The following is a 13,781-nucleotide window of genomic DNA, read 5'->3' as shown; positions in this document are numbered from 1 at the left end:
TCTACCCATGCAACCCACAATGAGTGCGTAAACACGGGGTTTTTCCGGCATACTATGCAGTTATGTAAATCGATATTTCAGGAGAGACAGCGTGCTAACCGGACCCTTTATAAATGCCGCCGCCGTGCTGATTGGCGGGACGATTGGTGCCCTGCTGAGCCAGCGGCTGCCGGAGCGGGTGCGTACCTCCATGCCCGCCATCTTTGGCCTCTGCTCGCTGGGCATTGGCATTCTGCTGGTGGTGAAGTGCGTTAACCTGCCGGTGATGGTGCTGGCGACGCTGCTCGGCACGCTGATTGGCGAGGTATGCTACGTTGAGCGCGGGATCGGCGGTGCGGTGCACGGCCTGCGTCGTCTGATGCAGCGCGGCGGCAAGCAGGATGCCCCTGCCCCCCATGAGACCTTTATTCAGAGCCTGGTGGCGATCATCATCCTGTTCTGCGCCAGCGGTACCGGGATTTTCGGTGCGATGCGCGAGGGGATGACTGGCGATGCCAGCATCCTGATCGCCAAAGCCTTTCTCGACTTCTTTACCGCGGTGATTTTTGCCACCTCGCTGGGTATTGCGGTCGCGGCGATCTCTATACCGATGCTGCTTATTCAGCTTAGCCTGGGTGCCTGCGCCACGCTGGTGATGCCCCTGACGACGCCCGCGATGATGGGTGACTTCACCGCCGTCGGCGGGATCCTGCTGCTGGCGACCGGGCTGCGGATCTGCGGCATCAAGATGTTTGCCGTCGCCAACATGCTGCCCGCGCTGGTTATTGCCATGCCGCTCTCGGCCGCCTGGAGTGCATTTTTTGCCTGAAAACGGGTGCAGGCGCGGCAAAGTGGTGATAGATTGTGCAGTCTGCAACGATTTAAATAAATTTCGTTGACGACACGAGGCGAATCGGTTTTAATGCGCCCCGTTGCCCGGATAGCTCAGTCGGTAGAGCAGGGGATTGAAAATCCCCGTGTCCTTGGTTCGATTCCGAGTCCGGGCACCACTAATTCAGAGAACCCAGCCTATGGCTGGGTTTTTGCTTTTGGCGAGCCGGACTTTCCATCGAACTTCGTTCGATTATTCTTCGCATCCATGCGACGCTTTACTGCTGCTGTGTAATCGTTTTAATAACGCTCTCATCTACGCCTGATTTCCTGGCTTCTGCTGCGCTTTTTAACGCCTCTTTAACGCTATTGTTAAACTCTGATTTTGAAATATTGACCACCGCCTTGAGGATATAGTCGGTCATCTCTGCTCGTTGCTGAGTTGATATCGAACCGTTCATCTCCCCCACGCAAATTGAAAACAGCGCATAGCGTAATACCTCAACGGTGGTCGTTCTTTTTGCCAGTTCCACGATGGAGCGGTTGTAATCGCGTGAGCCGCTATCCTGCCCAGCAGGTGCTGTTGCAGCGCCGGCAGATGATTTTAGCGCTAACGCCGTGGCGGTATCCGGCGGTGGCTCAGGACAGTATCTGACCGGACTGCCGTGCGGCACGATTAATGCGCCACGGTAGTTAGCGTCATAGGTGAGCCAGTAGGGTTCTCCTTTATCAAGATGACTTTTAGAGGTATGAAAGGCCGAGCATGCGCACAGGCTAAAAAGTGAGGCGACCATTAGGATTAATTTCATATTTCCCCATAGATGGTAGAGATAAGGCTTATAGAAAACATAGGCTTTATCCTTACGTAATATCTTCATTAATAAGTGCATTTTTTAGCTAACCCCATTGCAAAAAAAGTGGAGTAGACTGTTTATCGACACGAATAAAAAATGGGGAATCGCTATGTCAGACAACAGCTATCAACCACCTAAGGTGTGGACGTGGGATAAATCCGGCGGCGGCGCGTTTGCTAACATCAACCGTCCTGTCTCTGGCTCTACACATGAAAAAACGCTGCCGGTGGGTAAACACCCACTGCAGCTCTACTCCCTTGGCACGCCGAACGGTCAAAAGGTCACGATTCTGCTGGAGGAGCTGCTGGAAAAAGGCGTCAGCGAGGCGGAGTATGATGCCTGGCTGATTCGCATCGGCGAGGGCGACCAGTTCTCCAGTGGTTTCGTGGAGGTAAACCCGAACTCAAAAATTCCGGCCCTGCGCGATCACAGCACCACGCCCCCTACCCGCGTATTTGAGTCCGGCGCGATCCTGCTCTATCTGGCAGAAAAGTTTGGTCACTTCCTGCCAACCGATCCGGCAGGCCGTGCCGAAACGCTGAACTGGCTCTTCTGGCTACAGGGCTCTGCCCCGTTCCTCGGCGGCGGTTTCGGCCACTTCTATAGCTATGCGCCGGTAAAAATTGAGTACGCCATTAACCGCTTCACCATGGAAGCCAAGCGTCAGCTCGACGTGCTTGATAAGCAGCTTGCCGAACACAAGTTTGTGGCGGGCGACGACTATACCATCGCCGATATGGCTATCTGGCCGTGGTACGGCAACGTCGTGCTTGGCAACGTTTACGACGCGGCAGAGTTTCTCGACGCAGGCAGCTATAAAAACGTGCTGCGCTGGGCCAAAGAGATTGCTGAGCGTCCCGGCGTACAGCGCGGCCGCATCGTTAACCGCACCAACGGACCGCTTAACGAGCAGCTGCACGAGCGCCACGACGCCAGCGACTTTGCGAATAACACGCAGGACAAACGCCAGGCCTAACGCTTTCCGACCGGGCGTCTTCTGCCCGGTCACCTTTTGAAATCGATTACGCTTCCTCTTTTTTTCCTGCTGTATTTACAACAAAAAAATAACTAGTAAGAATGGTTTTTATTTACTCCTAATCGGCCGGTATGTCTGAACTCGCGCTTAAGCAGCAGATCCAGAATCTGAAGAAGCACAACGCCCGACTGGTGCGGCTGGCGCGTGACGCCCGCAGCAAGCTCAGCGCGGCGCTGGACGGTACCGGCCTCTGCCTGTGGCAGTTGGACGTACCCAGCGGCAAGCTGATCATCTTTAACCGTCGCTGGGGATCGATGCTGGGCTACCAGCCGAAAGAGCTCAACGCCCGCTTTGAGGTCTGGAAAGAGCATCTGCATCCGGACGACAGAGAGCGGGTGCTGGACGCCTTTTACGGCCATCTGCACGGAAAAACTCCCTTCTACGAAGCGCTGCACCGCATGCAGCATAAAAACGGCACCGTGACGTGGGTGCTTGACCGGGGGCGCGTCAGCGAGTGGGACGATAGCGGCCAGCCGCTGAAGGTCACCGGTACGCATATCGATATGACCAAAGAGAAGCAGTACGAGGAGCAGCTGGCCCTGCTGGCGAACCACGATCCGCTTACCGGACTTGCCAACCGTCATGCTCTGATCCAGCATTTCGAGGCGTTAAAGATGGCGGGGGCGCTCTGCGTGGCGTTTATCGATCTCGATGATTTTAAAAACGTGAATGACACCTTTGGTCACCGCAGCGGCGACGAGCTGCTGATGCAGCTTAGCCAGCGGCTGCGCGAGGCCTGCCCGTCGGGAACGATCGTTGGGCGGCTTGGTGGGGATGAGTTTGTGCTGCTGCTGCCTTTTGCACTTAAGGAAGAGCAGGTCACCCGCGCTGCACAGCGTTGCCTGCAGGCAGCATTAACCCCGTTTGAGCTGGCTAACGGCGTGGCAAGCGTGGGCGCGTCGATTGGTATTGAACAAGCCCTGGACGAGGATGATTTTGTCAACTCGCTCGTCCGGGCAGATTTGGCAATGTATCAGATCAAACACAGCGGTAAGAACGGCGCGGCTATCGGTGCCACGCTGCTCTCAGGGTGAGTAACGTAGCGGGGATACGGCAACCCACGCTACGTCGCTTTGACAGAGGCGCTTAGAACGCAACCCACTCATCCTGCGCAGAATGCGCTACGGTGGGACGCGGCATAGAGGCAGAATTTACTGCGGTGCTGCCTGCTCTCTGCTCATCACCAGCAGAGAGGCGGAACCGCTGTACCGAACGCTGTAGCTCTTCGGTCTGGCGCTCAAGCGCCGCCGCGGCGGCAGAGACCTCTTCCACCAGCGAGGCGTTTTGCTGCGTTACGCTGTCCATCTGGGTAATCGCGACGCCAACCTGGGAGATGCCTTTGCTCTGCTCGGCGGAGGCGTTAGCAATCTGCTTCATGATGGTGGTCACTTCCGTCACCGCGCGCAAAATGCCTTCCATGGTTGTACCGGCGTCGTTAACCAGCTGCGCCCCTTTATCAACCCGGCTAACGGAATCGGCGATCAGCGACTCGATCTGTTTCGCCGCATCGGCGCTGCGGCTGGCAAGGTTACGTACCTCACCGGCCACGACGGCGAAACCACGTCCCTGCTCACCTGCGCGTGCCGCCTCTACCGCCGCGTTGAGCGCCAGGATATTGGTCTGGAAAGCGATACTGTTAATCACCGTGGTGATCTCAGCGATCTTCTTCGAGCTATCGGAGATGCCGGTCATGGTGCCGATCACCGCGTCGACCAGCTCGCCGCCTTTACTCGCTCGCGTCGAGGCCACGTCCGCAAGCTCGCTGGCCTGGCGCGCGTTGTCCGCATTCAGCTTCACCGTCGCGGTCAGCTGCTCCATGCTGGCTGCCGTCTCTTCCAATGCCGCCGCCTGCTCTTCCGTACGGGAAGAGAGATCGTTATTGCCGCTGGAGATTTCGGTGGCGCCGCGCCAGATGTTGTCGCTGCCCTGGCGGATGGTGCTGACCGCATCACGTAGGCTATCCTGCATGGCACGCAGCAGCGGTACCAGCTGGCCGACACAGTTGCGACCCAGATCCTGGACCGGCTGGCTGAGGTCGCCCTGCGCGATGGTGCGGAAATGTTCGCGAATGATGGCCAGCGGTTTAACCAGCATGGCAACCAGGTAGCGATCGGTAAACAGCAGGATCAGCAGGCCGAGGATCACCGCGGTCAGGATCAGGATGCGGGTTACGCTGGTCTGCCCGTCAACCATCACGCGCGTCTCGTCCAGACGTGTGCTGGCGGCGGTGTTAAAGGCCTCTGCCGATGCGCCAAAGGCGCGGCTCAGCGCGGGCGTGACGTTATTTGCCTGCTGGCGATAAGCGTCCAGCGAGCCCTGCTGCGCCAGCTGCACCTGCGGCGTTACGCCCTGATCCAGCAGCGCCTGCCAGTTGGCAATGGCCTGCGCGGAGACCTTCTCATCCATGGGGCCTGGCGAGATGGCTTTCAGCGCATCCAGCTTGGTTTTCATGTTGTCCAGCGCCAGTTCGACCTGGCTGAAGTCCGCGTTGCCGCCAGCGGCTTTTGTCTCCAGCGCACGGGACAGGCGAGTCACCACGCGAAAATATTGATCGTTGCCCTGGCTGAGCAGCGTCATCTGGTTCACCAGCTGACGATCGATCTCATTGCCTTCAGCCACCTTAGAGAGCGAAAAGACGCTATACAGTCCAACGCTGGACCACATCAGGCAAAAGATGCCGAGGATAACCAGCAACACCAAACGAATGGTGAAGTTTTGCAGCACGCGCATAATTAATTCCTTGCCGATAAGGTGGATACTTTTTGTCGCAAGCGACTTAGCAGAGTTATCGGCATGTTAATGACAATATGTAGAGTAACGCATAATTTTTTTGATCAAAAAACGCGCTGTGAGTTATCCTGCTTAAAACAGGGTGTGGTGCGCTATAATAGTTTGCGGGCTGGATTTGTGCCTATAAATTTTTAAAAAAAACGTATCATTAAGAACAATCTTAAATGCAACATACTGAAAAATAAGCACAAAAAGATAAGTCACGATGATTTTCCCAAAGCATTTTATTACCTGAATCTGCTTTACTCTTCGCCTATCCTAAATATAGTTAGCTGGCTTACAAAAAAGCTTACTCCCATTAAAATAACGTTAATAACGTGCTCAAAGAGAGGACCTATTTTTATTAAAATAAAATAAATGAATACCTATTCATTTATTTTGATAAGAAGTGAGTAACTACGCTATTTATTTAAGGGCAACGTTATAAATAGGCAGCGACTCGCTACAGAGCGCGCCACTACTGGCTTTGCATCTTTTGATAGAGAGACAGGCACCCCGTTGCCACCTGTCAGCGCTGAAGAACGACGTTGGAAGGGGGTTATTTACATCAGCGAAGGGGCCGACTGGCACAGCAGGAAGCGAGTGCAAGCAGGTATATTTTAGCAGCGCTAAACAGTTGCATGAGTTTATTATTTCGCGAGGAACATCCCGTTATCAGGAAAATGAAGACTGGCAATCTTCTTAACGCAATCATCAGAAGGGAATGGGTAGCGCGCCGCATCAAAGCGTAAAGGGGACAATTTTTCCATCTTTCAGCGTATATGTGTCATCGTCAGTAGTAAAAAAAACGGTGCCGTCAATAGCATTATCCACGCTAAGAACAACATTTTTGTCGATGCAGTTTTTCCTGGTTTTCATATCGCTAAAGCAGAACAGATCGAACGCGTCTTCTTTATAGCCGTCTTTGAAATCCCAGAAAGAGACAGAGAAAAGTCCGTACGGACCGGGGCGGGGAAACCCATATTTCGTTTTCAACTTATCAGCGTGGGCCAGCCACCACGCAATTTTGCCTCTATCCGTCAGGGGAAAGTTCCGCACCAGGATATAGGCAAATTCATTGTGCTGATGTACAGCAACCACCTCTACCGGGCGGAGGGTTATCCATGCCAGCAACAGCACTCCCGCTATGCAAGCGACAATCCCGAATTTTTTAAAAGATAATTTCATAGCGCGCCAGCGATCTACGTTGTCTTTTTCGTTCAACCCGTTAAATCTTATGAGGGACGATTTTTCCATCTTTCAGCGTGTATGCATCATTATCAGTAGTAAAAATAACCGTTCCTTCAATGTTATTATCAATGCTAAAAACCATGTTTTTTTCGATGCAGTTTTTCTTGGTTTTCATATCGCTAAAGCAGAACAGATCAAAAGCATCTTCTTTATAGCCATCCCCGAAATCCCAGAAAGAGATAGAGTACAGCCCATATGGGCCAGGGCGGGGAATCGCGTATTTTGCCTTCAGCTCATTGGCATGTGCCAGCCACCATGCAATTTTGCCTTTGTCCGTCAGCGGGAAGTTATGTACCAGGATATAGGCAAATTCATCGTCCTGATGCACGGCAACCACCTCTACGGGGCGGAGGTTGATCCATGCCAAGATGAGCGCCCCCGTGATACAAGTTACAATGCCGCATGTTTTAAAAGATATTTTCATAGCGCGCCAGCGATCTCCATAGTCGTTTCCATCTCAGTAATAAAGGGTCTGTGAGCCATGGCATTGTACCGCTGTAGGACAAACCACAGGCGGAAGAAGCGCCACTGGCGAAACTCCCAGTTCAGGATGTCGTCATCATCTAGTCCAAAGTGATCCTGGATGCGGTAATGGACTGAGGCTTTCCAGCACGTGGCGCTAAAAACAACCGATGTAATCGTGATGCATGTTGCCCAAGTATCATGAACGGTGATCCCCAAGCCGTTAGCCCTGTCCTCAAGACGATCGAATTTTGGTAAACGGCCTCCTGAGATACTTTTCTTAACATGTGACTTTAAAGAACTTGGGACAGTTTTCTTTTGCTTAATAATGGTGTTATCTAAAACTTTTTCTATCATTTTTAAAGTGTTATTTTCCGAACCGTCCTGAGTAATTTGCTCCTTAATCGCCTGATTCAACAGCGGTGAGCGGAAGACCTGCCCATGACCGTTTTGCAGATGGTCAATCATCTCATTTATCACATAGCGATACGGCCCATACAGCGAGAACGGCATATGGGAGAGCGAACGCATCTCGTTAAACATACGTCGAATACACTCATCACGGCTTAACGTTACCCTTTTTGGCAACGGTTGGTAGAGAGGAACGTGAAAGTTATTCCTCGGTAGCTGCTGCAGAGTATAGGGATCAACTAAGGTTGAAACATCGTTGAGCCCGTAGGACGTCATCAGGCGATGGGCACTGAGATCGCCGTAACGCATATCGGGTGCCTGATAATCATCCATCTTTTTCTGTGTTTCATACACCACACAGGGAAAATGCTGCACCTGCGGTGCCACAGGCGTATCTACCACTCTGTCGTCCATGAACTCTTTCACCCCTTCATATGACCTGTAACAGGAATCATTAACCATGCTAATATAAAGGTTATTATAGAGAGGCAGGACGAGGCGTTTTTGACATAAGTTGCTTAAATTTTACTTAAGTAACTTTTTAACAGCGGGTATTCAGAGGTATTTTTTAAACCAGTCGAGGGTGCGCTCCCATGCCAGCTCCGCTGCGGCCTGGTCATAGCGCGGCGTAGAGTCATTATGAAATCCATGATTAACGTCGGGGTAGATATAGGCTTTATAGACCTTGTTATTTGCCTTTAACGCCTGCTCATAGGCCGGCCAGCCTTCGTTGATGCGCGTGTCCAGCTGAGCATAGTGCAGTAAAACGGGTGCGTTGATCTTTGGCACGTCGGCGATAGGGGCCTGACGACCATAGAAAGGCACGGCGCAGGCCAGCTCTGGATAGGCGACCGCCGCCGCGTTCGCGACCCCGCCACCGTAGCAAAAGCCGGTGATGCCAACCTTTCCGGTGGCGTTAGGATGCCTCTGCATAAATTCTACTGCCGCAAAGAAGTCATTCATCAGCTTAGTGGGATCCACCTTCTGCTGTAGCGCTCGCCCTTCATCATCGTTACCGGGATAGCCGCCCACGGAGCTTAAACCGTCCGGCGCCAACGCAATATACCCCGCCTTGGCAACACGCCGCGCCACATCCTCTATATAGGGATTCAGTCCCCGGTTCTCATGCACCACCACCACAGCGGGCACGTTACCCTCTGCTTTAGTCGGCTTGACCAGATAGCCGCGCACCTCGCCATGACCGTTTGGTGAGGGGTAATGAATATACTCCGGTAGAATATCCGGGTCGGTAAACTCAACCTGAGTGGCCAAGGCATAGTTTGGTTTGAGCAGATCGAAGAGGGCCAGCGCCGTCATGCCGCCCACGGCATAACGGGTTGCCAGCTGTAAAAACTCGCGTTTGGAAATTTTGCCGTGGGCGTAGTAGTCGTAATAGTCGAGTAGTTCCTGCGGGAAGTCTTTGGCCGTCAAACGCGTCATCGTTGCTCTCCAGAGGGTGAATGCTTTTTAAGCAAAGCATAACGTGACGCGTTTGTCAGTCACCCGAGCGGTTACTCTGCGGGAAAGGTTGTTACCTGGTTGGGATCGACATCCGGACGCTGATACTCAGGCCATACCAGCGCGACCAACGAGGGGTAGGCTTGCAGACTAAATTCGCGAAAGCATTGTCGTAAATTGAGCACCTCCAGATCGCCATGAGAAACCTTCTCACCGTTCAGGCAGCGTTTTTTTATATTGTCGTAGTAGCGATACACCGCCGAATTGAGATCGCTACAGCGGCGCTGCGCCTCAAATAAGCCTGGCGTGCGGTTCAGATCCGCCATGTTCATTCGCTTAATAGTGGCGTGCAGAAAATCAATATATTCATGGTTTATGCGCCAGTACCAGACGGGGGTAATGGCATTCATCAGGATGGAAAAATGATCTTCCCCCTCCTCTTTTGTTAAGGGTTCGGGGCCGTAATCGGGACTTATCTCTGCCTCTGGCGAGCTTTCATTGAACCCACGCATCATTAAAAGTACGCCGCCGGTAAGCAGCAGCAGGGCAATAACAGAATAAAAAATACTGTTCATCAGCGGGCTCCATTTTTTTTGATTTTAAAATTGCACCATGATATTGTCAACGAAACTCACGCCCTAACCTTCTCCACCTCGTTGAAATAACAGGATATTACCGATGCTGCCCGAGAACCTTGTCCCGGCACGTTTTCACGTTTGCACGGTGAAAACGGACGTGGGAGAAGCAGAAAAAGATGTCAATTTAGCCCAGGGAAAAAGAACGCTCGCCGATTATGAAAGCGATATATTAACTAACGTGAGCCCTACCCGCCAATCGCGTAATATGCTGCTGGAAGAGCGCGACCGCCATATAAAAGACAGGCTATACCGGGTGGTAAAAATTGAATGCTTTCGTCGGTTGCTAAACGATCTCCAGGGCGCAGGCGACATCGACCCGCAGCTTTTAAGTCAAATAATTGCCAAAAAAACCACCGAGATTAATGATGCGGGAAATGAAATTTGGCTTAATCTCATAACCCACGAAAAAGATACGCCTATGTTTTATACGCTACAGGACGATTCGCGTGGATAAAGAAATTAACAATAATAATGTCTATTTGGCTTTAGATGAGACAAAAACCGATGAATTTATCTTAAAGCAAAATCTGGATGCGTTAATTCAAAATAAAAATGAGACGGTTCAGCGTATTGCCAGAGAGTCAGTCTCTATCCCGGCAGCTTTGATAAAGCTGAAGTGGCAGAACCGCCGCGAGATCTATGCCCTGCAGGTTAAAGAGGAGATCTACGGCGCGGCGATCGATGAAATTATCGCCCTGCATCCTGACCTACAGGAAAAGATAATGGCCACGCTGGAAACCAACTATCAGCATATCCTGGAGCGTGAAGCCGCCACGCTGCGGCTCACGCGCAAGCTTGCTGACGGCGAGTACCGCACCGGCAACGTAAACGTGGTCGCGCTTCCTGAAAAGCAGGAAAGCGTTTCTGCGAGCCCCTCTACCGCCTCCAATCCATCCTCTGGTAAGACCTTAGGTCGCGATCGCTAGCCATAGGAAATCGTCCGATTCGCCTGCATTCCCCACACAAGCATCTATCCTTAACTTGGATGTATCACAGATGGAGACGACTTATGGCAAACGATCAGACGAAAATGCAGGATCCCACTACCCAGTATTACACCGAGGGATTTCCGAAACAGAAACAGCCCGCGCCAGGGGTGCAGGGTAAAATGGATCCCGTCCCAGACTGTGGCGAGAAGAGCTATGTAGGTAGCGGCCGTCTTAAGGATCGTAAGGCACTGGTGACAGGGGGCGACTCCGGTATCGGACGCGCTGCCGCCATCGCTTACGCGCGTGAAGGCGCTGATGTGGTTATCAACTACCTGCCCGCTGAGGAAGAGGATGCGCAGGAAGTCAAAGCGCTGATTGAGGCGGAAGGACGCAAAGCGGTGCTGATCCCAGGCGATCTGACCGATGAGGCCTTTACTCGCTCGCTGGTTAACCAGGCGCGCGATGCGCTGGGCGGATTAGATATTCTGGCGCTGGTTGCTGGGAAACAGACCGCAATTGAGGATATTGCCGATCTCACCTCAGAGCAGTTTGAGCAGACCTATAAAACCAACGTCTTCTCGCTGTTCTGGACCGTCCAGGAGGCGCTGAAATTCCTGCAGCCGGGTGCCAGCATCATCACCACCTCATCGGTGGAAGCCTATCAGCCAAACGCCACCCTGCTGGACTATGCCTCTACCAAGGCAGCAATCCTTAACTTCACCCGCGGGCTGGCAAAACAGGTGGCAGAGAAAGGCATTCGCGTGAACAGCGTTGCCCCAGGCCCAGTCTGGACGGCATTGCAAATCTCCGGCGGCCAGCCGCAGGAGAAACTGCCGAAGTTTGGTCAGTCCACGCCGCTGAAACGCGCCGGGCAGCCTGCTGAGGTTGCCGCTATCTATGTTTACCTGGCAAGCCAGGAGTCGAGCTACGTGACTGCCGAAGTACATGGCGTCACTGGCGGGATGCACCTAAGCTAGTTTCGCATGCAATAAAAAAGGGGCCGCGATGGCCCCTTTTCTTTGTTTGAACGCCACGCTTTTTTAGGGTGCTGAAGCATGAAAATCTTCCGCAGCCTTGTTGCCGGTCATCAGCAGCTGATGCATCGCTGCGAAATCGACACCAGACTCACGCACTTCAGTTGTACGTGTTACCTGGTCAATAAGATTGAGATAGTTTTTGGTTGCGAAGCTGAGCATCTTAATCGCCTTCACAAAAGCGAATTCAACCGAGTCTTTATCGTAAGAGAGGATGATCTCTTTTTCAGGCAGCATTAAAACAAAGGATTCAGCGATACCTGCCACGTGAATAGCCTGGCTCTTGATCCCTTCGGCGGCGGTGGTTGCTGCATCAAAGTCGCTATCAGCATAACGCGCAAGTTCAGCGCGGCCAGAGCGTAGTTCTTCAGCCACATGATTAAGCGCTTCGGTTAATTCTTTGATATCGCGCTTATTAACTCGGGCCCCCATCTCATAAACCCGTTCGACAATCATAGGCTGGCAAGCAACCGCTTTAGGCTGTGGCTGAAGACTGGCAATGACCAGCGCTACTGCTGCCTGTAAATGGTGGATCTTCACGATAGACTCCATAAGCGTTACTCTCGATAAGGCGTAGCATTTTACTACTGAACTTAACTATAAACTAAAAAAGGTTGGTGGAATATGATACCTAAACAGCACAAATATGAATCGCTTACAGCTTTTTAAGATAATAAAAAAGGGGCCGCGATGGCCCCTTTTCTTTGTCTGAACGCCGCGCTTATTTCGCGTGCGTTACCTCTTCACCCACCAGACCAATCTTCAGATAACCTGCCTGATGCAGGGTGTCCATCACCTTCATCATCGTTTCGTAATTGACGGTTTTATCCGCACGGAAGAAGACGGTGGTGTCCTTCTTGCCTTCAGTCAGGGTGTTCAGCGCGCTAACCATCGTCTCTTCGGTCACCGGATCGTTACCGATAAACATGCTGTTATCCGCTTTCACCGACAGGTAGATCGGCTTTTCCGGACGCGGTTGCGGCTGGCTGGAAGAGGCCGGTAGGTTTACCTTCACGTCAACGGTGGCCAGCGGGGCCGCCACCATAAAGATAATCAGCAACACCAGCATGACGTCGATAAACGGCGTCACGTTGATCTCATGCATTTCACCGTTATCGTCCAGATTTTCATTAAGACGCATTGCCATACGGAATTAACCTAAACGTAATTTCTGTGCGGAGTGAACCGGCGCAGCCGACGGGCTGGCGGCCAGGTCGAGATCGCGGCTCTGCAGCAGCAGCACCTGCGCGGCGACGTCGCCCAGCATAGCTTTATAGCCGCCAATAGAGCGCGCAAAGATGTTGTAGATCACCACGGCCGGGATAGCAGCAACCAGGCCGATTGCCGTTGCCAGCAGCGCCTCGGCGATGCCGGGTGCCACGACGGCGAGGTTAGTGGTTTGCGTCTGAGCGATACCGATAAAGCTGTTCATGATGCCCCATACGGTACCGAACAGGCCGATAAACGGTGAGATTGCACCAATGGTGGCGAGGAAGCCGTTACCGCGTCCCAGGTGGCGGCCTACAGCGGCGACGCGACGCTCCAGACGGAAGCCGGTACGCTCTTTGATGCCTTCGTTGTCTTCCGAGCCCGCGGAGAGCTCAAGCTCGTTCTGCGCTTCATTCAGCAGCAGCGTGCTCAGGCTGTTGGCGTGGAAACCGGCTGCGATTTCGCTTGCCTGATCCAGCGTGCGTGCTTCGCTTAACAGCTTCTGCTCGCGCTTAAGGCGGCGCTTATGCGAGAACATCTCCACGCTTTTGCTGAAGAAAATGGCCCAGGTGACAATGGACGCCAGAATCAAACCAATCATCACCAGCTTCACGACGATATCGGCATGGTGATACATACCCCAAACGGAGAGATCCGTCTGCATCAAATTATTACCCACTCTGTATCTCCGGACGCAAATCACAAAATCTGAACGCAATAATATCAAAACAGCATCGAATTGATAGTAGTTCTCATTAGTATTTACATAGTGGCGTAATTTTGACAAAGTTTCCTTGCGCTTACGCAGTAAAAAAGGCGGTAAAGACAATTTTCAGAATTTTCGATCTAAAGCCGTATTAAAAAAATTTCGCTCTTCCTGCGCTTGCTGGGGTCATTTTACCTCCTACCGTGGTAGTCTA

General features: G+C 52.5%; 16 protein-coding genes and 1 tRNA gene. 7 read left to right on the top strand and 10 right to left on the bottom strand.

Features of this window, described 5'->3' with window-relative positions; all coding sequences use genetic code 11:
- Window positions 1-91 precede the first annotated feature (91 nt).
- Complete coding sequence (locus EV102420_RS07095; protein ID WP_042390381.1) at window positions 92-808, top strand: DUF554 domain-containing protein; 717 nt, start codon at window positions 92-94, stop codon at window positions 806-808.
- A gap of 105 nt (window positions 809-913) precedes the next feature.
- Window positions 914-989 (top strand) — tRNA-Phe (locus EV102420_RS07090).
- Between the two features lie 99 nt (window positions 990-1,088).
- On the opposite strand, the gene EV102420_RS22285 is transcribed toward EV102420_RS07090, so the two are convergent.
- A complete protein-coding gene (locus tag EV102420_RS22285) occupies window positions 1,089-1,700 on the bottom strand; it encodes a hypothetical protein (protein ID WP_131405995.1) in 612 nt (203 codons plus the stop codon).
- A gap of 73 nt (window positions 1,701-1,773) precedes the next feature.
- Here EV102420_RS22285 and yghU point away from each other — a divergent pair, with 73 nt between their 5' ends.
- Together yghU and EV102420_RS07080 are read left to right on the top strand one after the other, a co-directional pair.
- Window positions 1,774-2,640: a glutathione-dependent disulfide-bond oxidoreductase gene (gene yghU / locus EV102420_RS07085; RefSeq protein WP_042390379.1), complete on the top strand. Its 867-nt coding sequence runs from the start codon at window positions 1,774-1,776 to the stop codon at window positions 2,638-2,640.
- Between the two features lie 131 nt (window positions 2,641-2,771).
- Entirely contained in the window at window positions 2,772-3,734 is a 963-nt protein-coding gene (locus EV102420_RS07080; protein ID WP_042390377.1) for a sensor domain-containing diguanylate cyclase, read from the top strand.
- Window positions 3,735-3,786: 52 nt separating this feature from the next.
- Here the strand turns inward: EV102420_RS07080 and EV102420_RS07075 are convergent, their stop codons facing one another.
- The 6 genes from EV102420_RS07075 to EV102420_RS07050 form a co-directional block, all read right to left on the bottom strand.
- A complete protein-coding gene (locus tag EV102420_RS07075; protein ID WP_042390374.1) occupies window positions 3,787-5,430 on the bottom strand; it encodes a methyl-accepting chemotaxis protein in 1,644 nt (547 codons plus the stop codon).
- Between the two features lie 780 nt (window positions 5,431-6,210).
- Window positions 6,211-6,693, bottom strand: a complete 483-nt coding sequence (locus EV102420_RS07070; RefSeq protein ID WP_172462252.1) for a DUF943 family protein — start codon at window positions 6,691-6,693, stop codon at window positions 6,211-6,213.
- Window positions 6,694-6,697: 4 nt separating this feature from the next.
- Window positions 6,698-7,144, bottom strand: coding sequence for a DUF943 family protein (locus EV102420_RS07065; RefSeq protein WP_042390372.1), 447 nt, complete (start codon window positions 7,142-7,144; stop codon window positions 6,698-6,700).
- Window positions 7,141-8,007 (bottom strand): YPO3983 family protein, encoded by an 867-nt coding sequence (locus EV102420_RS07060; protein ID WP_042390370.1) that lies wholly within the window; start codon window positions 8,005-8,007, stop codon window positions 7,141-7,143. Before EV102420_RS07060 ends, EV102420_RS07065 begins: the two co-directional genes overlap by 4 nt.
- A 141-nt stretch (window positions 8,008-8,148) precedes the next feature.
- The gene (gene yghX / locus EV102420_RS07055; protein WP_042390369.1) at window positions 8,149-9,033 is read right to left on the bottom strand and encodes a YghX family hydrolase; all 885 of its coding nucleotides are present in this window, start codon (window positions 9,031-9,033) and stop codon (window positions 8,149-8,151) included.
- A 71-nt stretch (window positions 9,034-9,104) separates the two neighbouring features.
- Window positions 9,105-9,626, bottom strand: a complete 522-nt coding sequence (locus EV102420_RS07050; protein ID WP_042390366.1) for an ESA_00282 family adhesion-associated protein — start codon at window positions 9,624-9,626, stop codon at window positions 9,105-9,107.
- A gap of 103 nt (window positions 9,627-9,729) precedes the next feature.
- Here EV102420_RS07050 and EV102420_RS07045 point away from each other — a divergent pair, with 103 nt between their 5' ends.
- From EV102420_RS07045 to EV102420_RS07035, 3 genes are all read left to right on the top strand, one after another.
- Window positions 9,730-10,143: a hypothetical protein gene (locus EV102420_RS07045; RefSeq protein WP_042390364.1), complete on the top strand. Its 414-nt coding sequence runs from the start codon at window positions 9,730-9,732 to the stop codon at window positions 10,141-10,143.
- Window positions 10,136-10,615, top strand: coding sequence for a hypothetical protein (locus EV102420_RS07040; RefSeq protein WP_042390362.1), 480 nt, complete (start codon window positions 10,136-10,138; stop codon window positions 10,613-10,615). Before EV102420_RS07045 ends, EV102420_RS07040 begins: the two co-directional genes overlap by 8 nt.
- An 83-nt stretch (window positions 10,616-10,698) precedes the next feature.
- Window positions 10,699-11,595 (top strand): SDR family oxidoreductase, encoded by an 897-nt coding sequence (locus tag EV102420_RS07035; protein ID WP_042390360.1) that lies wholly within the window; start codon window positions 10,699-10,701, stop codon window positions 11,593-11,595.
- Window positions 11,596-11,658: 63 nt separating this feature from the next.
- On the opposite strand, the gene EV102420_RS07030 is transcribed toward EV102420_RS07035, so the two are convergent.
- From EV102420_RS07030 to exbB, 3 genes are all read right to left on the bottom strand, one after another.
- On the bottom strand, window positions 11,659-12,192 hold the full coding sequence (locus tag EV102420_RS07030) for a hypothetical protein (RefSeq protein WP_255211656.1): 534 nt from the start codon (window positions 12,190-12,192) through the stop codon (window positions 11,659-11,661).
- 181 nt (window positions 12,193-12,373) lie between these two features.
- A complete protein-coding gene (gene exbD / locus EV102420_RS07025) occupies window positions 12,374-12,799 on the bottom strand; it encodes a TonB system transport protein ExbD (RefSeq protein ID WP_042390358.1) in 426 nt (141 codons plus the stop codon).
- A 6-nt stretch (window positions 12,800-12,805) separates the two neighbouring features.
- On the bottom strand, window positions 12,806-13,540 hold the full coding sequence (gene exbB / locus EV102420_RS07020) for a tol-pal system-associated acyl-CoA thioesterase (RefSeq protein ID WP_042390357.1): 735 nt from the start codon (window positions 13,538-13,540) through the stop codon (window positions 12,806-12,808).
- Window positions 13,541-13,781: the final 241 nt, after the last annotated feature.

The organism is Pseudescherichia vulneris NBRC 102420, from assembly GCF_000759795.1.
Classification (GTDB): Bacteria; Pseudomonadota; Gammaproteobacteria; order Enterobacterales; family Enterobacteriaceae; genus Pseudescherichia; species Pseudescherichia vulneris.
The sequence above is the reverse complement of the archived record's forward strand: the minus strand, read 5'-3'. Positions and strand labels throughout refer to the sequence as shown.

What these genes read in the sequence shown, in the direction of transcription:
- EV102420_RS22285 (WP_131405995.1), bottom strand. Translation starts at nt 1,700, where the DNA reads ATGCACTTATTAATGAAGATATTACGTAAGGATAAAGCCTATGTTTTC.
- yghU (WP_042390379.1), top strand. Translation starts at nt 1,774, where the DNA reads ATGTCAGACAACAGCTATCAACCACCTAAGGTGTGGACGTGGGATAAA.
- EV102420_RS07080 (WP_042390377.1), top strand. Translation starts at nt 2,772, where the DNA reads ATGTCTGAACTCGCGCTTAAGCAGCAGATCCAGAATCTGAAGAAGCAC.
- EV102420_RS07075 (WP_042390374.1), bottom strand. Translation starts at nt 5,430, where the DNA reads ATGCGCGTGCTGCAAAACTTCACCATTCGTTTGGTGTTGCTGGTTATC.
- EV102420_RS07065 (WP_042390372.1), bottom strand. Translation starts at nt 7,144, where the DNA reads ATGAAAATATCTTTTAAAACATGCGGCATTGTAACTTGTATCACGGGG.
- EV102420_RS07060 (WP_042390370.1), bottom strand. Translation starts at nt 8,007, where the DNA reads ATGGACGACAGAGTGGTAGATACGCCTGTGGCACCGCAGGTGCAGCAT.
- yghX (WP_042390369.1), bottom strand. Translation starts at nt 9,033, where the DNA reads ATGACGCGTTTGACGGCCAAAGACTTCCCGCAGGAACTACTCGACTAT.
- EV102420_RS07050 (WP_042390366.1), bottom strand. Translation starts at nt 9,626, where the DNA reads ATGAACAGTATTTTTTATTCTGTTATTGCCCTGCTGCTGCTTACCGGC.
- EV102420_RS07045 (WP_042390364.1), top strand. Translation starts at nt 9,730, where the DNA reads ATGCTGCCCGAGAACCTTGTCCCGGCACGTTTTCACGTTTGCACGGTG.
- EV102420_RS07035 (WP_042390360.1), top strand. Translation starts at nt 10,699, where the DNA reads ATGGCAAACGATCAGACGAAAATGCAGGATCCCACTACCCAGTATTAC.
- exbD (WP_042390358.1), bottom strand. Translation starts at nt 12,799, where the DNA reads ATGGCAATGCGTCTTAATGAAAATCTGGACGATAACGGTGAAATGCAT.